The organism is Kineococcus auxinigenes, assembly GCF_050871525.1.
Taxonomy (GTDB): domain Bacteria; phylum Actinomycetota; class Actinomycetes; order Actinomycetales; family Kineococcaceae; genus Kineococcus.
On sequence record NZ_JBKBCT010000002.1, the window covers coordinates 167,013 to 188,452 of the forward strand.

At 75.6% G+C, this 21,440-nt stretch carries 18 protein-coding genes; 10 read left to right on the top strand and 8 right to left on the bottom strand.

Translation table 11 applies throughout. The features are described from left to right. Positions 1 to 135 precede the first annotated feature (135 nt). The 3 genes from ACRYR9_RS01785 to ACRYR9_RS01795 form a co-directional block, all read right to left on the bottom strand. Positions 136 to 2,202, bottom strand: a complete 2,067-nt coding sequence (locus tag ACRYR9_RS01785) for a thioredoxin domain-containing protein (protein ID WP_432491886.1) — start codon at positions 2,200 to 2,202, stop codon at positions 136 to 138. 68 nt (positions 2,203 to 2,270) lie between these two features. Further along, complete coding sequence (locus ACRYR9_RS01790) at positions 2,271 to 3,044, bottom strand: hypothetical protein (RefSeq protein ID WP_432491884.1); 774 nt, start codon at positions 3,042 to 3,044, stop codon at positions 2,271 to 2,273. Then, on the bottom strand, positions 3,041 to 3,520 hold the full coding sequence (locus tag ACRYR9_RS01795) for a hypothetical protein (protein ID WP_432491882.1): 480 nt from the start codon (positions 3,518 to 3,520) through the stop codon (positions 3,041 to 3,043). Before ACRYR9_RS01795 ends, ACRYR9_RS01790 begins: the two co-directional genes overlap by 4 nt. 383 nt (positions 3,521 to 3,903) lie before the next feature. Between ACRYR9_RS01795 and ACRYR9_RS01800 the strand changes: the two genes are divergently transcribed. Then, positions 3,904 to 4,626 (top strand): maleylpyruvate isomerase family mycothiol-dependent enzyme, encoded by a 723-nt coding sequence (locus tag ACRYR9_RS01800; RefSeq protein WP_432491880.1) that lies wholly within the window; start codon positions 3,904 to 3,906, stop codon positions 4,624 to 4,626. A gap of 295 nt (positions 4,627 to 4,921) precedes the next feature. Here the strand turns inward: ACRYR9_RS01800 and ACRYR9_RS01805 are convergent, their stop codons facing one another. Continuing rightward, on the bottom strand, positions 4,922 to 5,056 hold the full coding sequence (locus ACRYR9_RS01805) for a hypothetical protein (protein WP_432491878.1): 135 nt from the start codon (positions 5,054 to 5,056) through the stop codon (positions 4,922 to 4,924). Between the two features lie 80 nt (positions 5,057 to 5,136). Beyond that, complete coding sequence (locus ACRYR9_RS01810) at positions 5,137 to 5,292, bottom strand: hypothetical protein (protein WP_432491876.1); 156 nt, start codon at positions 5,290 to 5,292, stop codon at positions 5,137 to 5,139. Positions 5,293 to 5,363: 71 nt separating this feature from the next. Here ACRYR9_RS01810 and ACRYR9_RS01815 point away from each other — a divergent pair, with 71 nt between their 5' ends. Further along, positions 5,364 to 6,302, top strand: a complete 939-nt coding sequence (locus tag ACRYR9_RS01815) for a Gfo/Idh/MocA family protein (RefSeq protein WP_432491874.1) — start codon at positions 5,364 to 5,366, stop codon at positions 6,300 to 6,302. Between the two features lie 3 nt (positions 6,303 to 6,305). On the opposite strand, the gene ACRYR9_RS01820 is transcribed toward ACRYR9_RS01815, so the two are convergent. Continuing rightward, positions 6,306 to 6,608: a hypothetical protein gene (locus ACRYR9_RS01820; protein WP_432491872.1), complete on the bottom strand. Its 303-nt coding sequence runs from the start codon at positions 6,606 to 6,608 to the stop codon at positions 6,306 to 6,308. Beyond that, positions 6,605 to 7,507, bottom strand: a complete 903-nt coding sequence (gene mca, locus ACRYR9_RS01825; RefSeq protein ID WP_432491870.1) for a mycothiol conjugate amidase Mca — start codon at positions 7,505 to 7,507, stop codon at positions 6,605 to 6,607. The genes ACRYR9_RS01820 and mca overlap by 4 nt, the downstream gene beginning before the upstream one ends. 136 nt (positions 7,508 to 7,643) lie before the next feature. Between mca and ACRYR9_RS01830 the strand changes: the two genes are divergently transcribed. Next, positions 7,644 to 8,063, top strand: a complete 420-nt coding sequence (locus ACRYR9_RS01830) for a DUF4307 domain-containing protein (RefSeq protein ID WP_432491868.1) — start codon at positions 7,644 to 7,646, stop codon at positions 8,061 to 8,063. Positions 8,064 to 8,186: 123 nt separating this feature from the next. Next, entirely contained in the window at positions 8,187 to 8,684 is a 498-nt protein-coding gene (gene greA, locus ACRYR9_RS01835; RefSeq protein WP_432491866.1) for a transcription elongation factor GreA, read from the top strand. Between the two features lie 66 nt (positions 8,685 to 8,750). On the opposite strand, the gene ACRYR9_RS01840 is transcribed toward greA, so the two are convergent. Beyond that, complete coding sequence (locus ACRYR9_RS01840) at positions 8,751 to 10,022, bottom strand: AI-2E family transporter (RefSeq protein WP_432491864.1); 1,272 nt, start codon at positions 10,020 to 10,022, stop codon at positions 8,751 to 8,753. Between the two features lie 97 nt (positions 10,023 to 10,119). On the opposite strand from ACRYR9_RS01840, the gene ACRYR9_RS01845 reads away from it, so the two are divergent. The 6 genes from ACRYR9_RS01845 to ACRYR9_RS01870 all read left to right on the top strand — a co-directional run bounded on the left by ACRYR9_RS01845 (position 10,120) and on the right by ACRYR9_RS01870 (position 21,418). Next, positions 10,120 to 11,562 carry a sigma 54-interacting transcriptional regulator gene (locus ACRYR9_RS01845; protein ID WP_432491862.1) on the top strand — a complete coding sequence of 481 codons (1,443 nt, stop codon included), beginning with the start codon at positions 10,120 to 10,122 and terminating at the stop codon, positions 11,560 to 11,562. Positions 11,563 to 11,774: 212 nt separating this feature from the next. Next, entirely contained in the window at positions 11,775 to 17,582 is a 5,808-nt protein-coding gene (locus ACRYR9_RS01850) for a pectinesterase family protein (RefSeq protein WP_432491860.1), read from the top strand. Positions 17,583 to 17,826: 244 nt separating this feature from the next. Further along, the gene (locus tag ACRYR9_RS01855) at positions 17,827 to 18,123 is read left to right on the top strand and encodes a metal-sensitive transcriptional regulator (protein ID WP_432491858.1); all 297 of its coding nucleotides are present in this window, start codon (positions 17,827 to 17,829) and stop codon (positions 18,121 to 18,123) included. A 52-nt stretch (positions 18,124 to 18,175) separates the two neighbouring features. Beyond that, positions 18,176 to 18,400 carry a heavy-metal-associated domain-containing protein gene (locus ACRYR9_RS01860; protein ID WP_432491856.1) on the top strand — a complete coding sequence of 75 codons (225 nt, stop codon included), beginning with the start codon at positions 18,176 to 18,178 and terminating at the stop codon, positions 18,398 to 18,400. A gap of 56 nt (positions 18,401 to 18,456) precedes the next feature. Then, positions 18,457 to 20,679 carry a heavy metal translocating P-type ATPase gene (locus ACRYR9_RS01865; protein ID WP_432491984.1) on the top strand — a complete coding sequence of 741 codons (2,223 nt, stop codon included), beginning with the start codon at positions 18,457 to 18,459 and terminating at the stop codon, positions 20,677 to 20,679. A gap of 22 nt (positions 20,680 to 20,701) precedes the next feature. Next, complete coding sequence (locus ACRYR9_RS01870; protein WP_432491854.1) at positions 20,702 to 21,418, top strand: GAF domain-containing protein; 717 nt, start codon at positions 20,702 to 20,704, stop codon at positions 21,416 to 21,418. Positions 21,419 to 21,440 lie beyond the last annotated feature (22 nt).

Genomic DNA, 21,440 nt, shown 5'->3' on the forward strand with positions numbered 1-21,440 from the left:
GGTCGGAGCCCGCCCCGCGCACCCGGGCGAGGTGGTGCACCGAGCAGCGGGCGGAGAGCCGGCCGCAGCACCCGCCGCCGCCCCACCACGGCGAGCACCACCACGGCGAGCACGGGGACGTCCCGGGGCGACGGCTCAGGGCAGGCGCGCACCCACCGCGGCGGCGAGCGCGGCCACGTCGGTGGTGGGCGCGTCGCACACCTGGCCGCGGCACACGTAGGCGGCGGCCCGCCCGTCGACCAGCCCCCGCTCGGCCAGCAGCGGCGGGTCCGTCTCGCCCGGCACCCCGCGCGCCACCACCAGGCCCGGCGCGGTGCCCGCCAACGCGGTCCGGTGCAGCTCCGCGGCCGCCGGGTCACCGGGCCCTCCGAGGACGGCGACCTCCCGCGGGCCGTCGCGCAGCGCCTCCGCGACCGCCAGACCCCACCCGGCGAAGCGGGGCGCCTGGGCGGCGAGCGCGGTCACCACGCCGAGCGAGCCGATCGCGGCGCCGGTGCAGCGGGACTCCCCCGTCAGCGCCCCCACCGACAGCAGCGCCCCGGCGGCGGCCGTCCACCCGGAGGGGGTGGCCCCGTCGGAGGGGTCCGAGGGGCGTTCGGCGCCGGCGCGCGCGGCGAGCAGGGCGGGGTCGACCGCGTGCGCGGCGACGTCGTGGAACCCGCCGCCGTCGGCGGCGAACTCGCCCAGGACCTCCTCGCACACCTCCCGCGCCACCGCGGCCCACCCGTGCTCCCCGGTCGCGGCGTGCAGGGCCAGCAACCCCTCGGCGAGATCGCCGAGGTCCTCCAGCACGGCCGCCGGCTCGCCCGCGACGCCGTCGCGGGAGACCCGCCGCCAGCGGCCGTCGACCCGGTGCACGCGCACGAGGAACTCCGCGGCGGTGCGGGCGGCGAGCAGCAGGTCCGGGCGGGCCAGCAGCGCGCCGGCCTCGGCGAGCGCGGCGACCGCGAGCCCGTTCCAGGCGAGGACGACCTTGTCGTCGCGGGTGGGCTGGGGGCGGTCGGCGCGGGCGGCGGCCAGGCGCTCGCGCACCCGCAGCCAGCGGGTCAGGTCCCCGCCGTCCAGGGCGCGGGTCAGGCGGGCGGTGGAGGTGCCGTGCTCGAAGGTGCCGGCCTCGGTGACGCCGAGCAGTTCCGTGGCCCAGGGGCCGTCGTCGATGCCGAGGACCTCCACGAGGTCGCCGGGCGTCCACACGTAGGTGGCGCCCTCGACGGCGTGAACCCGTCCGTCGGCGTCCAGGACGGGGGTGTCGGCGTCCAGCGAGGCGGCGAACGCGCCCTCGGGGGTTCCCAGGCCGGTGACGATCCACTCGCACGCCTGCTCGGCCACCCGCCGGTGCTCGGCGTTCCCGGTGGCGCGCCAGGAGTGCAGGTACGCCCGGGCCAGCAGCGCGTTGTCGTACAGCATCTTCTCGAAGTGCGGCACGACCCAGCCGGCGTCCACGGCGTAGCGGGCGAAACCGCCGGCGACCTGGTCGCACGTCCCGCTGCGGGCCATGGCCGTCAGGGTCCGCTCCGCCAGCCCCGCGGCGAGGTCGGAACCGGTGCGGGCGGCGTGGCGCAGGAGGAACTCCACGACCATCGACGGCGGGAACTTCGGGGCGCCGCCGAACCCGCCGTGCACGGTGTCCTCCTCGCGCGCGAGGGCGGCGACGGCGGCGGTGAGGTCGTCGTCGGTGGGCGGGGCGCCACCGGAGGGCACGTCGGCCGAGCCGAGGGCCCGGGCGATGCGCGCGCTGGAGCCGAGGACCTCCTCGCGGCGGTTCCGCCAGGCGTCGGTGACCGCGTCGAGGACCTGGCCGAAGGAGGGTGCCTGCGGGTGCGGGCGCGGCGGGAAGTAGGTGCCGGCGAAGAAGATCTCCCCGGTGGGGGTGCAGAACGTCGTCATGGGCCAGCCGCCCTGGCCGGTCAGGGCGGTGGTGGCGGCCATGTGCACGGCGTCGACGTCGGGGCGCTCCTCGCGGTCGACCTTCACGCACACGAACCGCTCGTTCATCCGCGCCGCGGTGGCGGGGTCCTCGAAGGACTCGTGGGCCATGACGTGGCACCAGTGGCAGGCGGCGTACCCGGTGGACACCAGCACGGGCACGTCGCGCCGGCGCGCCTCCGCGAACGCCTCCGGGCTCCACTCCCACCAGTCGACGGGGTTGTCGCGGTGCTGCTGCAGGTACGGGCTGCGGGAGTGCTGCAGGCGGTTGGCCATGTGCCCACGCTGCCACAGGGGGGTGGTCACGACCCGCCGGCGCCACACGCCGGAGCCCCTGCGCTCGCTCACCGGAGACGCGGTCGAGGAGCTGCGACGGCCGTGGTCTCGTCGTCCGGTCGTGGAGACCGTGTCGCGCGTCCGTCGTCCCGCCCGCGTCTCGCACCCACGACCGCGACGGCGACGACACCCGCCGCCCCGGCCGCCACGAGCACCAGCCCGCTGAGGACACCCGAGACCCGGTCGGGCCGGGGAAGACGGTCGGGCACCGTGAACACGCCCAGCACGAACGGCTCGAGCAGGGCCCCGGCAGGCACGGTGAGACGGGCCGGCAAACCCCCGAGGCCCCTGCGTCGGGCCACGACCCCGACCACGCCCAGCGGTCCACCCGTGAGGGCGGCGATCGCGAACCACCCGGCGTTCTCCACCCAGACGGTCGGTGCGAAGACGTCGAGCAGCTGGCCGGCCCCGTAGTGCACGGCCAGTGCCGTGAGCGGGGCCACGACTCCTGCGAGGACGCCGTGCACCGGCTGCCGGACGAGCCAGCCGGACAGGACAGGCAGCCCGGCCCAGACCACGCCCGCGTTGAGCACCTTGCTGACGGTCCAACGAGCCGTCAGCAACCCGTCCGCCTCACCCGACGGCTGGCTCGTGGTCGCGACGTTCGAGGCGAGCGACAGCAGCGCCAGGACCACAGCGGCGGCGAGAACCAGCCACCACCTCCTGCCTGCCGCGACCGGAGCGCGGGCGCGGCCGTACCCGTCGCTGGGCAGCGCGGCGCCCCTTCCCGCACGGACCGGGCGCTCCGCCGGCGTCGACGCCCCGTGCGGCCGCTCACTCACGAGAGTTCCTCGACCGCGAGCCGTCGGCGGTGAGCGACCACGGCGGCGAGCAGGGCGGATGCACGCACGAGCACCGCCAAGAGGCCCCACGCGGCGGTGAGCGCGCCCAGGGCTGCCGCGCCGAGGCCGGAGAGCGTCATGACGACGAGGACGGTGTCGAGGCCGGAGCCGCTCTCGAGGCCGGCGGGACCGTAGGTCGCCGCGAAGCCCGACGACCAGCCGGTGGCGTTGACCAGGGGCGCAGCGACGACCAGCGGCAACCCGTAGGCGGTGCCCGCAGCAGCGAGCGGGTGGCGGACGATCCGTTCACCGCCGGCCTCGCGGTGGGGGCGCAGCACGCGCGCCGAGGCGTAGCAGACGGTCGGCCCGACCACCGCGTAGACCACCGCCGCCGCCGAACCGAGGGCCCCGCCGAAGACGGCCCACAACGGGGTCGGCACCGCGAGCCCGAGGGACCAGAGCGCGACGACCGGCACGGCCGCCAGCGCGCACGCACGACGCGGCGTGCTGGCCCGGCGCCATCCACGCACAGGGGCCGGCACCGTGACCACGGGCTTCGCCCAGTGATCCCGCACCCCCTCCACGCCCCTCACCCTGCCGCAGGTCGACGCCCCCCGGCAGTCCCACCACGCGAGCAGGCACCAGCGGTGCACGACCTCTCCACAGACACCCCGCGCGCCGTGGCGTCACCCGCTCCGCTGCGCCCCACCACGGTGGAGCACTCCCCGTCGCCGGCCACGGGCTGGGGGTGGTGCCGGTACCGACGCGTCCCGGTCGACCCGGCCACGCAGGACCGCGCGGTCACGCCGCCGGCCCCGCGTTCTCGCCGGGAGGTGGACGCAGCCGGCAGGACCCACCGATGACTCCCGCACGCCTGCCCGGTCCCACGACCATGAGCTCCGTGCCCCCGCCGCTGACCACCGCCCAGACCACCGCCGCCGTCGCCGACGAGCGAGTGCGCCTGGCCGACTGGGCAGCGGCCCTGACCCGGGAGCAGTGGCAGGCCCCCTCGCTGTGCGAGGCGTGGACGGTGCGCGACGTCCTGGCCCACCTGACCACCACCACCCGCTTGAGCGTGCCGCTGCTGGCACGCGAGGCGATCAGGGCCCGCGGTTCCTTCGACCGCCTGGAGGTCAACCTGGCCGCCGCCCGCGCGCAGCGCCACAGCACCGCCGAACTGCTCCAGCAGCTGCGCGCCAGCGCTGAGTCCTCCCGGCGCTTCCCCGGCAGCAGCCCCGTGGACCCCCTGATGGACCTGGTGATCCACGCGCAGGACATCGCGCGCCCCCTGCACCTGGCCTACCGCACCCCCGAGCACGTCGTCACCGCCTGCCTGGAGCACGTGGTCGGCAACCGCTTCACGGGCGCCCCGGAGCGCGTGGCCGGGCTGCACCTGGTCTCCACCGACTCCGGCTGGACGCACGGCACGAGCAGCGAGCGCGGTGACGGCCGGCGCGGTGGCAGCGAGGTGCGCGGGCCCGGCCTGGACCTGCTGCTGGCGATCTCGGGCCGACGCGCCGGGCTGGACGCGCTGTCCGGTCCGGGCGTGGACGCCCTGAGCGAGCGACTGCGACCGGCGTGAACCACCCCGGCAGGACGCAGGGCCTTGCCGCCGTCCGCGTGCTGCGACGAGCCCGGGCGTGCCGACCCGGTGTCGGTGTCCAGCGCTGGGAGTGCGACCAGCCGGCACAGCCGCACGCCGAGGGGAGAGCCGTCGTGGCTCAGTACGCCGTCCTGGTCCACGCGGGCGGCGGCGTGGAGGTCCGGGCCGTCCACAGCGGTGGGGTCGTGCAGCGCGCCGGCCGCTGAGGCGACGGGGGGCGATCCGGGACGACCGGAGCGCCACCGGCAGCCGGCCCAGCTCGCGACCGCGCGCCCTACCGCAGCAGCACCTCGTCCACGGCGACCTCCACGTTCCACCCCGGCGGGGTCCCCCGCTCGGTGATCTCCGCGGTCTGCCGGAAGGTGCAGCGGTTCGCGCTGACGTCGACGTCCTCGCCGACGACCACCACGTCGGGGTGCCGCTCGTGGGCGCCGGGCTTCCACGCCCAGTCCGCGACCGCGAGGTGCCCGGCGCCGGCGAGCAGGCCGGTCAGCCGGGTGCACGCGATCTGGTGCCGGAAGGTGGGCTGAGGGGCACGTGCAGCTTCCCGTCGACGTACTCGCCGCGGACGCCCTCGCCGAGCGCGACGTGCTCGTCCCGGGACATGGGGACGTCCCGGGCGCCCGCGTGCGTCTGCGCGCTCACGTCCCCGACGCCAGCCGACGGCTCCGCAGCCCGGTACCGCGCCGCGACCCCCGGTGCGGCAGGGTGGTCGCGTGAACGACGCACCGCGGCGCTTCGGGGTCCTCGGCACCGGCCACTGGGCGCGGACCTGCCACGGGGCGGCGCTGGCCGCCCACCCGGACGTGGAACTGGTCGGCTTCGCCGGCCGTGACCCGGCCAGGGCCGCCGCGGTGGCCGATCAGGTCGGCGGGCGCGGTTTCGCCTCCGCGGAGGAGCTGATCGAGCAGGTGGACGCGGTGACGATCGCGCTGCCCCCGCACGTGCAGGCGCCGCTGGCGGCGCGCGCCGCCCGGGCGGGCCGGCACGTGCTGGTGGAGAAACCCCTGGCGCTGGACGTGGCGGCCGCCGACGACGTGGTGGCGGCGGTGCGCGAGGGCTCGGTCGCCTCGGTGACGTACGCGACGTACCTGTTCCAGCCGGACGTCACGCGCTGGCTGGACGAGATGCGCGCCCTGGCCGCCGAGCACGGCCCGTGGGAGGGGGCGATCGCCCGCTGGGCCGGCACGATCGACGTGCCCGGCAACCCGTACGGCGCCTCGGCGTGGCGCCGTGAGCGCGGCGGCCTGTGGGACACCGGCCCGCACGCGCTGTCGATCCTGCTGGAGCTGCTGCCGCCGGTGGAGCGGGTCAGCGCCGGTCGCGGCGTGCGCGACGCGGTGAACGTCGCGCTGGAGCACGCCGGCGGCGCCGGCAGCGCGCTGTCGCTGACGCTGACCGCGCCGGCCGGGGCGGGCGGGTCGTTCGCGACGGTGTGGGGACCGGGCGGGCGGCACGACCTGCCGCGCTTCCACGGCACCCCGCAGGAGGGGTTCGCCCGCGCGGTGGACCAGCTGCGCGAGTGCGCCGCCACCGGGCGCGAGCACCCGCTGGGCGTGGGGCGCGCGCGCGAGGCGGTCGCGGTGCTGGCCGCCGTGGAGGAGCACCTGGCGCGCCCTGCCGGCGAGCGCACCACGCCGGTGCCGCGCCGCTGAGGTTCAGCCCTGCCGGCGTCCGTCCGGCTGCCCGGCGTCGCCGCGGGTCCGTGCCGCGGCGGCCTCGGCGCGCTCCTCGGCGTCCAGGCGGGCGCGCTGGTTCACCCGCTGCACCCGGCGGGCCATGCCGCGCCCGAGGAGGTACAACGCCATGGCCAGGGCGAAGAGGGTCACGAACCCCCACAGGCCCGGGGTGACGAGGTCGGGGTCGATCGACACCCCCTGGGTGGGCGTCGACGTGGCCGTCGAGGTCTCCGTCGAGGCGGGCGCCGGGGCCGCGGCGAGCACCGGGGCACCGCCGCTCACGCCGGCACCCGCGCGCGCAGCCCGGCGAACAGGTCGTCCTCGGGCAGGTCGGTGGGCACGTGCGAGACGGCGAGGTGGTAGTCCTCGGTGGGCCACAGCTCGCGCTGCAGCTCGTTCGGCACGCCGAAGAAGAACCCGTCGGGGTCGATCTGGGTGGCGTGGGCGAGCAGGGCGCGGTCGCGGGTCTCGAAGAAGTCGGCGCACTCCACGCGGGTGGTGATCTCCAGCTCCACGCGCTTCGGCGCCGCGGGGTCCTCCTCCGCCTTGCGGATGCGCTCCATCCACTCCCCGTAGGGCGACTGCATCCCGCGGGCGAGCAGCGCCTCGTGGAAGGTCGTCATGCGCTCGAGGGAGAAGTTGGCGTGGTAGTAGAGCTTGGAGGTGCGCCAGGCCTCGCCGGCCAGCGGGAAGCGGTCCGGGTCGGCGGCGGCGTCGAACGCCGCGCGGGAGACCCGGTGGCACATGATGTGGTCCGGGTGCGGGTAGCCGCCGGACTCGTCGTAGGTGGTCATCACGTGCGGGCGGAACTCGCGCACCACGTGCACGAGCGCGTTGACGGTGAACTCCTCCGGCTCCAGCGCGAAGCAGCCCGCCGGCAGCGGGGGCAGCGGGTCGCCCTCGGGCAGGCCGGAGTCCACGTAGCCGAGCCAGCGGTGCTGCACGCCCAGGACGCGCGCGGCCTCGGCCATCTCCCGGCGCCGGTACTCGGCCATGTCGCGCAGCATCCGCGCGTCGCCCTGCAGCCGCGGGTTGAGCACGTCGCCGCGCTCGCCCCCGGTGCAGGACACGACGAGGACCTCCACGCCCTCGGCCGCGTAGCGCGCCATCGACGCGGCGCCCTTGCTCGACTCGTCGTCCGGGTGCGCGTGCACGGCCATCAGCCGCAGCGTCTCCGCCACTGGGCTCCTCCTCCACTCCCCCGCCGTCGCCACCCCGCCCGCGGCGGGTGCGACCATCGGGGCACCATCCTCGCCCACCGCGCCGGGCGGCGGCACACCCCCCTCCGGCGCCCGCCCGCACCCCCGGGAGCACCGCGTGCCCAGCGACACCACCGACGACCTGCTCGCGACCCGCTACGGGCGCCGGCCGCGCCCGGACCGGCCCTGGTACCGGCGGCCGCTGCCGCTGGCCGCGGCGGTGCTGGGGGCGGTGCTGGTCCTGGCGTACGGGGTGTGGGTCGCGGTGTGGCAGACGCAGGGCCCGGCCTACACGGTGATCTCCCACAGCGTCCTGGACGACGGCACGGCGCAGCTGCGCTTCGCCGTGGCGCGCGAGCCGGGCACCGCGGTGCAGTGCACCGTTCACGCCCTGGACTCCTCCTCCGCGGAGGTGGGGCTGCTGCGGGTGGACGTGCCCGCCGGCCCGGAGCGGGAGGTGCAGCAGGAGGTGCGGCTGCGCACCACGTCCCGGGCGGTCACCGTGCAGGTGGAGTCCTGCGCCGCGGTGGATGGCTGAGCCCGGCGGGGCTAACCTGGTCGTTTCGAGTCGCTCGCTCCCGCGGTCGCGGGGCCGGGCGACTCGGTGTTTGGGGCGGGCACCAGGACTCGCCCGAGGACGTGCGACGAGGAGCGAGCAACCGTGAGCGAGACGACCAGCGGCAGCGTCACCTGGCTGACCCAGGACGCCTACGACCGGCTGAAGGCCGAGTTCGAGCACCTCTCCGGCCCGGGCCGCACCGAGCTCGCCAAGCGCATCGAGCAGGCCCGCGAGGAGGGTGACCTCAAGGAGAACGCCGGGTACCACGCGGCCAAGGAGGAGCAGGGCAAGCAGGAGCTGCGCATCCGGCAGCTGCGCCACCTCCTGGAGACCGCCAAGGTGGGCGAGGCGGCCCCCTCGGCGTCCGGGGAGGTCACCCTCGGCTCGGTGGTGACGGTGGAGCTGGCCGGCGAGGAGATGCGCTTCCTGCTGGGCAGCCGCGAGGTCGGCGACGCCGGGGGGATGGACGTGTACAGCGAGCGCTCGCCGCTGGGTGCGGCAGTGCTGGGCCGCAAGCCCGGCGACGAGGTGAGCTACACCGCCCCCAGCGGCCGGCAGATCCCGGTGAAGGTCCACAAGGTGGAGCCGTTCAGCGGCTGAGCTCCACCGACTGCGGCGCCCCGGCACCACCCGGTGCCGGGGCGCCGCTGCGCCGGGGCCGGGCGGCTAGCGCCGCAGCCGCGGCTCGTCGCCGTCGCGGTGCTCGGTGCCGTCGTTGGGCGCGGGGCGCTCGGGCGCCAGCGGCGCCTCGGACTCCTCGATCTCGGCGACCTCCTCCGTGCGTCGCCCGCCGCGCGCCAGGGCGCCGACCCCGGTGTTCAGCACCGCCACCAGCGGCACGGCGAACAGCGCCCCGACGATGCCGAGGACGGTCGCGCCGGCCGCGACGGCGAGGATGACGGCCAGCGGGTGCACCGCCACGGCGCGGCCCATGAGGAACGGCTGCAGCACGTGGCTCTCGATCTGCTGCACGGCGACGACGACGCCGAGCATGATGAGCGCGGTGACGGGGCCCTGCGCGACGAGCGCGACGAGGACCGCCACGGCCCCCGACAGCAGGGCGCCGACGATGGGGATGAACGCGCCGAGGAACACCAGCAGGCCCAGCGGCACCGCCAGCGGGACCTGCAGGACCGCCGCCCCGATCGCGACGCCGACGCCGTCGGCGAACGCCACGACGATCGTGGCGCGCATGTAGTGGGTGAGCGTGACCCAGGACTGGCGGGCGGCGCCGTCGAGGCGCTCGCGCGCCGGCGGCGGGAACAGGCGCAGCAGCCACGACCACAGGCGCCGGCCCTCCAGCAGGTAGAAGAACGTCGCGAACAGGGCGATGAAGATCCCGGCGACGACGTGGCCGGCGGTGGTGACGACCCCGGTGGCGCCGGAGACGATGGCGTCGCGGTTGGCCGCCAGCGCGTCCTGTGCCTGGTCCACGTAGCCGGACAGCGCCGCCGAGGACACCTGCAGCGGTCCGTCGGCCAGCCACTCCTCGACCTCGTCGATGCCCTGGCTGGCGGAGTCGGACAGGTCCGCGAAGCCGTCGGCGGCCTGGGTGCCGATGAGGGTGAACAGGCCGCCCACGAGCGCCAGCGTCAGCAGCATCGTCAGCGCGGTCGCCAGCGCGCGCGGCACCCCGCGGGCGTCACCCCACGCGACGAGGGGGTTGAGCAGGGCGGTGATCAGCAGCGCCACCAGGACGGGGATGAGCACCGTGGAGACGTAGCTGAGCCCGTACGCGAGGACGACGACGGCGGCGGTGACCACCACCAGGCGCCAGGACCACTCCGCGGCGGTGCGCAGGGCGGGGCTGACGTAGGGGTGGTGGGGGCGGGGGTGCAGGGCGTCGGGCGGTTCGGGGTCGGCGCGCTGCCCCACCAGCTCGGCCGCGCGGTCGGCGGCGCGGTCGGCGGCCCGGTCGGCGGTGCGGATCCGTGGCATGCGCCCCATCGTGCTGTCCGCGGCCGGGACGGGCGCGTCGAGCGCCGCGGGCGGGCGGCGGGGTGTGGGCGGCGCCGAACGGACGTAGGTTCGGCGGGTGAGCACCCGGGACTCCACCGCGACGGCCGCCACCCTCCCCCTCGAACCCCCCGCGCACCTGCCGCGCACGCTCGGTGCGCTGCGCGCCTCCGGCCACGAGCACGTCGGTGTCAAGGCCGAGCTGCGCCGCAACCTGCTGGCCCGCATGCGCGCCGGCGAGGACCGCTTCCCCGGCGTCCTGGGGTACGAGGACACCGTCGCCCCGGAGCTGGAGCGGGCGCTGCTGGCCGGGCACGACGTGGTGCTGCTGGGCGAGCGGGGCCAGGGCAAGACGCGGCTGCTGCGTTCGCTGGTGGGCCTGCTGGACGAGTGGACGCCCGTGATCGCCGGCAGCGAGCTGAACGAGCACCCGTACGCGCCGCTGACGCCCGCCTCGCGCCGGCGGGTGCGCGAGGCGGGTGACGACCTGCCGGTGGGGTGGCTGCACCGCTCGCTGCGCTACGGCGAGAAGCTCGCCACGCCGGACACCTCGGTGGGCGACCTCATCGGCGACGTGGACCCGGTGAAGGTCGCCGAGGGCCGGGCGCTGGGCGACCCGGAGACGATCCACTTCGGCCTGGTGCCGCGCACCAACCGCGGCATCTTCGCGATCAACGAGCTGCCGGACCTGGCCGAGCGCATCCAGGTGTCGCTGCTGAACGTGCTGGAGGAGCGCGACATCCAGGTGCGCGGCTACCAGCTGCGCCTGCCGCTGGACCTGCTGCTGGTGGCCAGCGCGAACCCGGAGGACTACACCAACCGCGGCCGCATCATCACGCCGCTGAAGGACCGCTTCGGCGCGGAGGTCCGCACCCACTACCCGCTGGAGGTGGAGCTGGAGGTCGACCTGGTGCGCCAGGAGGCGCAGACCGTCGCCGAGGTGCCCGAGCACCTGCTGGAGGTGCTGGCCCGGTTCACGCGCGCGGTGCGCGAGTCCCCGGCGGTGGACCCGGCGTCGGGGGTCTCGGCGCGCTTCTCCATCGCGGCGGCGGAGACGGTCGCGGCGGCGGCGCTGCGCCGCTCGGCGCTGGCGGGTGAGGACGGCGAGCCGGTGGCCCGGGTGGGCGACCTGCACACCGTCGTCAGCGTGCTGGGCGGCAAGGTGGAGTTCGAGCAGGGCGAGGAGGGCCGCGAGGCGGAAGTGCTGGAGCACCTGCTGCGCACCGCGGTGGCGGAGACGTACCGGTCCAGGCTGGGGGGTGCGGAGCTGTCGGGGTTCAGCGCGCTGGTCGGCGAGGGCCGCACGATCGAGACCGGTGACCTGGTGCCGGGACGCCGACTGCTGGAGCAGGTGGGCACCGTCCCCGGTCTGGCGCAGGTGCTGGACCGCCTCGGGCTGGGGGACGAGCCGACGGCGGAGCGGGCCGCGGCCGGTGTGGAGTTCGTGCTGGAGGCGCTGCACCTGACCCGGCGCCTGGACAAGGTGGTGCTGGAGGACGGGCGCACCGTGTACGGCAGCTGAACCCTCCCAGTGACAGCCCTTCACTGTCCGTGAGGTCCGGCCTGCTCCCGGGGGACCCGGTGTGCCCGAACGGGTGCAGGTCGTTTGCTGTGCGCACCACCAGGAAACCAACCTCTCCCTGTCACCCGGCTGTCACCGAGAGCAGCGTTTCCCGGGTGTCCTGACGCCGCGGCCCCGCGCCGCCGCCAGCGGCTCGGACAGAGAGACCCCCGATGAGCAGCCCCAGCAGTTCCCCGCACGCCTTCACCGTCCGCGCCTGCGCCTTCCGCGCGGTCCCGCCGTTCGTCGCCCTGGCTCTGGCCGCCGGGATCGCCGGCCCGGCGGCGGCCGCCGCGCCCGTGCAGGTCGAGCGCGCCGAGCGCGGGGTGGACGCGGCCGTCGCGGCCGGGACGTGGACCCCGACGACGTCCGCCTCCCCCACCACCGCGCCCACCGCGACCGCCGCGCCCACCGCCTCCCCGACGACGGGCACGGCCACCAGCGGCGGCTCGGGCACCGCGACCCCCACCCCCGCCCCCGCCGGCGACACCACCGCCCCCGCCGCCGTGCGCTCGCTCACGGCGAAGGGTTCCACCAGCAGCGTCGCGCTGACCTGGAAGAAGAACTCCGAGCAGGACCTCGCCGGGTACCGCGTCTACCGCGCCGTCGACGGCGCCTTCCAGCTCCTGGCCACCACCACGTCGGCGAAGTTCACCGACAAGGGCGCCCCCGCGGGGTTCACCAGCACCTACCGCGTCACCGCCGTGGACCGCACGGGCAACGAGTCCGTCCCCGTGGACGCCACCGCCCTGCGCCGCGACAAGACCGACCCGGGCACCCCGACCGGCCTGGTGGCGACCGCCGCGGCCGGCGGCATCGCCCTGGACTGGGCCGACGGCACCGACGCCGACCTCGCCGGGTACGTCGTCTCGCGCGCCACCGGCACCAGCAGTTCGTACAAGGCCCTGACCGGCACGCCCGTGACCGCCTCGGCGTGGACGGACACCACCGCCGTCGCCGGCACCGCCTACACCTACCGGGTCACCGCCGTCGACCTCAGCGGCAACGACTCGCGCGCCGCGTCCGCGAGCGCCGTGCTGCCCGACGGCGTCGCCCCCGCCACGGTGCGCTCGCTGAAGGCGAAGGGCTCCACCGGCAAGGTGTCGCTGAGCTGGTCGAAGGGCTCGGAGAAGGACCTCGCCGGGTACCGCGTCTACCGCTCGTCCACCGCCGACGGCGCGTTCGAGCTCGTCGGCACCCCGACCTCGGCGAAGTTCAGCGACAGCACGGCGCCCGCCGGGGTGTTCTCGCACTACCGGGTCACCGCGGTCGACGTCAGCGGCAACGAGTCGGCCGCCGCCACGGTCAGCGGGCTGCGCGAGGACCGCACCGCCCCCGCCGCCCCCGCGGAGTTGACGGCGACCCCCGACCTCACCGGCGGCACCGTCGTCCTGGACTGGGCCGACGGCGCCGAGCCCGACGTCGCCACCTGGGTCGTGCAGCGCGCCACCGGGACCAGCGGGTCCTTCAAGACCCTGGCCAAGACGCTCACCGCCTCGACGTTCACCGACACCACCGCCGTCGCCGGCACCGCGTACACGTACCGGGTGGCCGCCGTGGACCTCAGCGGGAACACCGGCGCGCACACCGCGGTCACCGCGACGCTGCCCGACGAGGCGGCGCCCGCCGCGGTGGGCTCGCTGAAGGCGACGACCTCCAGCAGCGGTGTCACGCTGAGCTGGTCGAAGGGCCCGGAGGAGGACCTCGCCGAGTACCGCGTCTACCGGTCGGCCACGGCCGACGGCGTGTTCGAGCCCGTCGGCACCACCACGTCGGCGAAGTTCCGCGACGGCAGCGCGCCCTCCGGCGTGTTCTCGTACTACCGGGTCACCGCCGTGGACCGCAGCGGCAACGAGTCCCTGCCCGCCGCGGTGAGCGTGCTGCGCACCGACCGCGTGGCGCCGGCGGCACCGGCCGGTCTGGTCGCCACCGCGACCGCGGACGGCGTGGCGCTGGACTGGGCCGACTCGACCGAGACCGACCTGGCCGGGTACGTGGTGCAGCGCGCCACCGGCACGAGCACGGTGTTCGACACGCTGACCACGACGGTCCTCGAGACGTCGGAGTTCATCGACACCACCGCCGTCGAGGGCACCGCCTACACGTACCGGATCCGTGCCGCCGACCTCAGCGGGAACCTGTCGGCACCCGGGGCGGGCGTCGCCGCGCTGCGCCCGGACGCCACCGCACCGGCCGCACCGCAGGGCCTGGTCGCCACCGCGGCCGCCGAGGGCACCGCGCTGACCTGGACCGCGGGCACCGAGACGGACCTCGCCGGCTACCTGGTGTTCCGAGCGGAGAACGCCGGCGGGCAGTGGGAACAGCTGACCCCGACCGCCGTGACGGGCACCGCCCACACCGACACCACCGCCCCCGAGGGGGTCCTGGTGGACTACCGCGTCGTGGCCGTCGACGCCGCCGGGAACACCTCGGCGCTGGCCACGGTCCAGGCGCTGCGCCCGGTGGCCGCACCGGTCCCCGTCGTCGACGTCACCGTCGCCCAGGACGGCTCGGGCGACTACACCACCGTGGCCGCGGCCCTGGCCGCCGCACCGGCCGGCACCGCCCCGTTCGTCATCGGCATCCAGCCGGGCACCTACCGCGAGCTGCTGACCGTCTCGCGCTCCGGCGTGACCCTGCTGGGCACCACCGAGAACGCCTCCGACGTCGTCATCACCTACGACAACGCCGCCCGCACCCCCAAGCCGGACGGTTCCGGCACCTACGGCACCACGGGCAGCGCCACGGTGCTCATCAAGGCGAACGACGTCACCACGAAGAACCTCACCATCGAGAACTCCTACGTCGAGACCGGCAGCGGCAGCGAGCAGGCGGTGGCGCTGAAGACCACCGGCGACCGGCTCGTCTTCGACAACGTGCGCCTGCTGGGCGACCAGGACACCCTGTACGCCGACTCCCCGGGGGCCGGGGCGCTGGCCCGCTCGTACTTCGTGAACAGCTACGTCGAGGGTGACGTCGACTTCGTCTTCGGCCGCGGCACCGTCGTCTTCGACCGCTCCACGCTGCACGCCTCCAGCCGCGGCAGCAGCAGCAACAACGGCTACCTCACCGCCGCCAGCACGGACCGGTCGCTGCCCTACGGCTACCTGATCACCGACTCCACCGTCACCAGCGACGCCCCCGCCGGCACGTTCCACCTCGGCCGGCCCTGGCAGCCCAGCGGCGACGTGAACGCCATCGCGCAGGTCGTCATCCGCAACACCGAACTGCCCGCGGCGATCAAGTCCTCGCCGTGGACGGACATGTCGGGAGTCTCCTGGCGGATCGCCCGGTTCTTCGAGTACCAGAACACCGGCGCCGGAGCGGTGGTGAACCCCGACCGCCCGCAGCTGAGCGACCTGGACGCGGCGAAGCACACCAAGTTCACCTACCTCGCCGGCACCGACGGCTGGAACCCCACCGGTGAGGCGGCCCCGGCTGACACCACCGCCCCCGCCACGGTCGAAGGCCTGAGCGCCGAACCCAGCGACAGCTCCGTCACCCTGGCGTGGGCGGCGGGGACCGACGCCGACCTGGCCGGGTACGCCGTCTACCGCTCCACAGCCGAGACGGTCGAGCTCACCGCGGCGAACCGCATCGCCGCCGGCGTGACGGACACCACCTACACCGACCGCACCGCTGCCAACGGCCCGACCTACCGCTACGTGGTCACCGCGGTGGACCGCAGCAGCAACGAGTCGCCGGCGTCCACCGCGGTCACGGCCACCCCGATCGGGGTTCCGCTGCCCGCCCACGACGTCCTCGTGGCGGCCGACGGGACGGGGCAGTTCACGAGCATCGCCGCGGCCCTGGCCGCGGCCCCGGCCGGCACGGTGGCGAGGCCGACCGTCATCGCCGTCAAGCCCGGCGTCTACCGCGAGGCGATCACCATCTCCCGCAGCGGCGTGACGCTCATCGGGACCACCGGCAGGGCCACCGACGTCGTGCTGACCTACGACAACGCCGCCGGAACGATCAACCCGGCCACCGGCACGGCCTACGGCACGGGCGCGAGCCAGTCGGTCCTGGTGAGCGGCAGCAACGTCACCGTCAAGGGCCTCACCATCGAGAACTCCTTCGACGAGGCCGCCTTCACCTACAGCGGCGAGCAGGCCGTGGCGCTGAAGACCACCGGCGACCGTCTCGTGTTCGACAACGTGCGCTTGCTGGGCAACCAGGACACCCTGCTGGTGGACTCCCCCGACGCCCCGAAGATCGCCCGCTCGTACTTCGTGAACAGCTACGTCGAGGGCGACGTCGACTTCATCTTCGGCCGCGGCACCGCCGTCTTCGACCGCACCACGATCCACGCCCTCTCGCGCGGCTCGAGCTCCAACAACGGCTACATCACCGCAGCGAGCACCGCACACACGAACCCCTACGGGTTCCTCATCACGGACTCCACCATCACCAGCGATGCACCCGCCGAGACGTTCCACCTGGGACGGCCGTGGCGCGGGTGGAGCGACGGCTACACGAAGAACGACGTCGTGTACAACTCGCGCGGTCAGGTGACGATCCGGAACACAGCACTGCCTGCGGCCGTCAAGTCCGTCCCCTGGACCGGCATGGACCCCAACCTGTGGACCGACGGCCGCTTCTTCGAGTACCAGAACACCGGTTCCGGGGCAGGCGTGAGCGCCGACCGTCCGCAGCTGACCGACGAGCAGGCCGCCACCTCCACGAAGTGGGCGTACCTGGCCGGCTCCGACGGCTGGAACCCCACCGGCGAGGCGGACCCGGGCACCACCACGCCGGTCACCCCGACCACGCCGGTCGACACCGTCGCCCCGGCGGCGCCGAGCTCGCTGAGCAGCCGGCTGAGCGGCCGCTCCGTCGTGCTGAGCTGGACCGCGCCCGCGGACACCGACGTGGCCGGGTACACCGTGCAGCGCTCCACCGGCGACGGTGCCGCCGTGCAGGTGGCGACGGGCGTGGCCGGCACGACGTTCACCGACACCACGGCGACCCCCGGCACCGCGTACCGGTACGCGGTCACGGCGGTGGACGCCTCCGGCAGCGCCTCCCCCGTCTCCGAGACCGTCAGCGCCACCCCGGTGGACGCCGACGTGGTCGTGGCCGCCGACGGCTCCGGCGACGCCACCACCTTGCAGGCGGGGATCGACCTGCTGAAGAACAACGCCGACTTCACCAGTGAGGGCGGCAAGACCGTCCTGGTGCAGCCGGGCACGTACGACGGCACGGTCACGAGCGGCAACAGGTACGGCGTGACGATCGTGGGCGCAGGGTCCTCTCCGGAGGACACGGTCATCACCGCGGACGGCACGGGCGCGAACGCCACGATGACCATCGCGGGCAACGCCTGGACGCTGCGGAACCTCACCCTGGCCAACACCAACGGTGCCGCGGTGTCGGGCGCGCAGGCCACGGCGCTGCAGGTGAAGTCCGGTGACCGAATGGTGTTCGATCGGGTGCGGTTCCTGGGTGACAAGCAGACGCTGCTGCTGTCCACCGCGAACGTCGCGACGTACTCGCGGGCGTACTTCCACGACGTCTACGTCGAGGGCGGAACCGACCTGGTCCAGGGGCGCGCGGTGGCGGTGTTCGACGCCAGCACGTTCCACGTCCTGGACCGGGCCAACGCGTACCTCACGGACTCCTCGATCGGCGGAGGATCCCCGTACGGCTTCCTGATCACCGGTAGCCGAATCACCACCGACGGCAAGACGGGATCGGCCTACCTGGGCCGCCCCTACCCGGCGGACGCCAGCAGTTCGGCGCAGGTCGTGGTGCGCGACACCGAGCTCGGGGCTGCGGTCAACACCGCGAGCCCGTGGCGGGACTGGAACGCCGCGACCCCGTGGACGGCGGGCCGCTTCTTCGAGTACCGGAACACCGGCACCGGGTCGGCGATCACCGACCCCGCCACCCGTCCGCAGTTGAGCGACGAGGAGGCTGAGCGGTTCACCGCCCGCGCCTACCTGGCCGGCACCGACGGCTGGGACCCCACCGCCGCCTGACGCGCGGCGCGCAGCTGCGCAGCACGACCACGAGGCCCCGCCCGGACCACCGGGCGGGGCCTCTCGTCGTGCACGGCACCGTGGCCGGCGCCCGTCAGGGCAAGGACGTGGTGGGCACCAGACCGGCGACCCCGTTCAGCAGGGTCCGGCCGGCCACGACGCGGGAGCACGCCACCGGCTCGACGGGAACAGACCCGCGTGACACCCTGTTCACCAGGTACCCCCCAGGGGTACGGGACGAGTGATGGAGGAGGCGGCCGTGGCCGGCTACGACGACGACAAGGAGCAGGTGCTCAAGCGCCTGCGCCGCATCGAGGGCCAGGTCCGCGGCCTGCACCGCATGGTCGAGGAGGACACCTACTGCATCGACGTGCTCACCCAGGTGTCCGCGGCCACCAAGGCCCTGCAGGCCGTGGCGCTGCAGCTCCTCGACGACCACCTGGCGCACTGCGTCGTCGACGCCGCCCGCCGGGGCGGCCCGGACGCCGACGCGAAGGTCAAGGAGGCGTCCGACGCCATCGCCCGCCTCGTGCGGTCCTGACCCCTCCCGCCCCGCGGGACACAGCGAGCACCAGCGACACCCAGGAGGAACCGTGAACCAGCAGTCCTACGAGGTCACCGGCATGACGTGCCAGCACTGCGTGAACTCCGTGCGCGACGAGGTCGGCGCGATCGACGGCGTCACCTCCGTGGACGTGGCCCTCGTCGCTGGCGGCACCTCCACGCTCACGGTCACGTCCAGCACCCCCCTGGACGAGGCGGCCGTGGCCGCCGCCGTGGACGAGGCCGGGTACGAGCTCGCCGCGGGCCGGCCGTGAGCGAGGAACCCTCCGCAGCTCTGGCGGTGCGCACGGTCGAGCTGGAGATCGGCGGCATGACGTGCGCCTCGTGCGCGGCCCGGGTGGAGAAGAAGCTCAACCGGATGCCGGGCGTGGAGGCCAGCGTCAACTACGCCACCGAGAAGGCGCGCGTGGCGCTGCCCGAGGGCACCGACGTCGCCGACGCCATCGCCGTCGTCGAGGCCACCGGGTACACCGCGGTGCTGCCCGCACCGCCCGAACCCGCCCCCGCGGCACCGGGCAGCGGTGAGGGCGGGGCCCGGGAGGAGGAGGGCGACCCCCGCACCGCGGCACTGCGCCACCGCGTGCTCGTCTCGGCGGCCCTCACCGTCCCGGTGGCGCTGCTGTCGATGGTGCCGGCCCTGCAGTTCCTGAACTGGCAGTGGCTGGCGCTGACCCTGGCCGCACCGGTCGCGGTGTGGGGCGCCTGGCCGTTCCACCGGGCGGCGTTCACCAACGCCCGGCACGGCGCGGCCACCATGGACACCCTCGTCAGCCTGGGCGTGCTCGCCGCGTTCGGCTGGTCGCTGTACGCGCTGTTCCTCGGCCACGCCGGGATGCCGGGCATGCGGATGGAGTTCTCCCTGCTGCCCGCCCGCGGCGGCGCGGAGGAGCTGTACCTCGAGGTCGCCGCCGCGGTCACCGTGTTCCTGCTGACCGGCCGCTACCTGGAGGCGCGCGCCAAGCGCCGCTCCGGCGAGGCCCTGCGCGCCCTGCTGGACCTGGGCGCCAAGGACGTGGCCGTCCTGCGCGACGGGCGCGAGGAGCGCGTGGGCGTGGACGCCCTGGCCGTCGGCGACGAGTTCGTCGTGCGGCCGGGCGAGAAGATCGCCACCGACGGCGTGGTCGTCGAGGGTTCCGGCGCGGTGGACACCGCCCTGCTGACCGGTGAGCCGGTGCCCGTGGAGGTCGGCGTCGGCGACGCCGTCACCGGCGCCACCGTCAACGCCGGCGGGCGCCTGGTGGTGCGCGCCACCTCCGTGGGCGCCGGCACCCGCCTGGCGCAGATGGCCCGGATGGTGGAGGACGCGCAGTCCGGCAAGGCGGCGGTGCAGCGCCTCGCCGACCGCGTCTCCGGGGTGTTCGTGCCGGTGGTGCTGCTCATCTCGCTGGCCACGCTCGCCGGCTGGCTGCTCACCGGGCACGGCGCCGAGGCCGCGTTCACCGCGGCCGTGGCGGTCCTCGTCATCGCCTGCCCGTGCGCGCTGGGCCTGGCCACCCCCACCGCCCTGCTCGTGGGCACCGGCCGCGGCGCCCAGCTCGGCGTGTTCGTCAAGGGCCCCGAGGCCTTGGAGTCCACCCGCCGCGTGGACACCGTCGTGCTCGACAAGACCGGCACCATCACGACCGGCCGGATGGCGCTGGCCTCGGTCCACCCCGCCACCGGGGTGGACGAGGCGGAACTGCTGCGGCTGGCCGGCGCGCTGGAGGACGCCTCCGAGCACCCGGTCGCGGCGGCCGTCGCCGCCGGCGCCCGCGCGCGGGGGCTGCGCCTGCCGGCCGTGGAGTCCTTCGCCTCCACCGGCGGGCTGGGGGTCGCCGGCGTGGTCGAGGACCGCGCCGTCGTCGCCGGGCGCGCCTCCTGGCTGGAGGGCGAGTGGGCGCAGCCGCTGCCGGCGGAGCTGGCCGCGGCCCGCGACGAGGCCGAGGCGGCCGGGCGCACCGCCGTGGCCGTCGGCTGGGACGGCGCGGCCCGCGGGGTCCTCGTGGTCTCCGACACCGTGCGCCCCACCAGCGCGGAGGCCGTGACCCGGCTGCGCGGGCTGGGCCTGCGCCCGGTGCTGCTGACCGGAGACAACTCCCGTGCCGCGCACGCCGTGGCGGCCCGCGTCGGCATCGACGAGGTGATCGCCGAGGTGCTGCCCGAGGGCAAGGTGGACGTGGTGCGCCGCCTGCAGGCCGAGGGCCGCACGGTCGCCGTGGTCGGCGACGGCGTCAACGACGCCCCCGCCCTGGCCGCCGCCGACCTGGGTGTGGCGATGGGCACCGGCACCGACGTGGCTGCGCGCGCCGCGGACCTGACCCTGATGCGCGACGACCTGCTCGTGGCCGTGGACGCGCTGCGGCTCTCGCGCGCCACGCTGCGCACCATCCGGGCGAACCTGTTCTGGGCGTTCGCCTACAACGTCGCCGCGATCCCGCTGGCGGTGGCGGGGTTGCTCAACCCGCTGCTGGCGGGGCTGGCGATGGCGCTGTCGTCGCTGTTCGTGGTGACGAACAGCCTGCGGTTGCGCCGGTTCCGGCCCACCGCGGGCTGACCGCGCCCCGGTCGGGAACACCGTGGACGACCTCCTCGCGCGGTTCAGGGCCGCCTGCGACCGGCACGCCGGCCGGGGCGGCCCTGAGCTGCGGGCGACCGCGCTGGCCGCCGCGTGCCGCGACGTGCTGGCCGCGGACGGCGCCACGATCAGCGTGACGAGCGGCGGCCTGTGGCACCTGCCGATCGGGGCGAGCGACGACGCGGCCGCCGCCGCGGAGCGCTGGCAGTTCACCGTCGGGCAGGGCCCCGGCCTCCTCGCGTGGACCGAGGGCGGCCCCGTCGTGGCCGGTGAGGCGTCGCTGCGGCGCACGTGGCCCGTGCTGCACGACCAGTTGCACCGCCGCACCCCTTTCCGCAGCGTGATCGCCGTGCCGCTGCGGCCGGGCCCGGGACCGGCGGGGATCCTCGACCTGCACCTGCGCCGGCCGGAGCCGGCGGCGTCCCGGGACGCGGAGCGCGCGCAGCTGGTGGCCTCGCTCATCGGCACCGAGCTGCTCGGCCCCGCCACCGGCCCGGGTGAGCCCGCCTGGCTGGACGCACCCGCCGCCCGGCGCCGCCAGCGCGTGTGGATGGTGATCAGCATGTGCCGGCAGGTGCTGGGCCTGCCCGACGCGGACGCCCTGGCGCTGCTGCGTGCCCGGGCCTACGCCCGGGACCGCACCCTGGAGGAGCTGGCCGACGACGTCGTCGAGGGGCGCACCCCCGTCCGCGCGCTGCACCACAGCGCCGAGGACTGACCCGCCGCCCCGCCCGCGCGCC